General features: G+C 60.7%; 1 pseudogene. It reads left to right on the top strand.

What is annotated here, in order from left to right:
- Positions 1-346, top strand: a pseudogene (locus ACLJNW_RS23775) (phosphoglycerate dehydrogenase); the annotation flags it as partial.

The raw sequence follows: 346 nt of genomic DNA, 5'->3' as shown, positions 1-346 counted from the left end.
AGCAAGACCTCTCTCGACAAGAGCAAGATCAAGTTCCTTCTTCTCGAAGGTGTCCACCAGAACGCCGTGGACACGCTGAAGGCCGCCGGCTACACCAACATCGAGTACCTCAAGACCGCGCTTTCCGGCGACGAGCTGAAGGAAAGGATCGCCGATGCGCACTTCATCGGCATTCGCTCCCGCACCCAGCTGACCGAAGAGGTCTTCGACTGCGCGAAGAAACTGATCGCGGTCGGCTGCTTCTGCATCGGCACCAACCAGGTCGACCTCAACGCCGCCCGCGAACGCGGTATCGCCGTGTTCAACGCGCCCTACTCGAACACCCGCTCTGTGGCTGAGCTGGTAC

It is taken from the genome of Salmonella sp. SAL4457, from assembly GCF_046548235.1.
GTDB lineage: Bacteria > Pseudomonadota > Gammaproteobacteria > Enterobacterales > Enterobacteriaceae > Salmonella > Salmonella enterica.
Note: the sequence above shows the minus strand (reverse complement) of the source record. Positions and strands in the feature narration are given on the sequence as shown.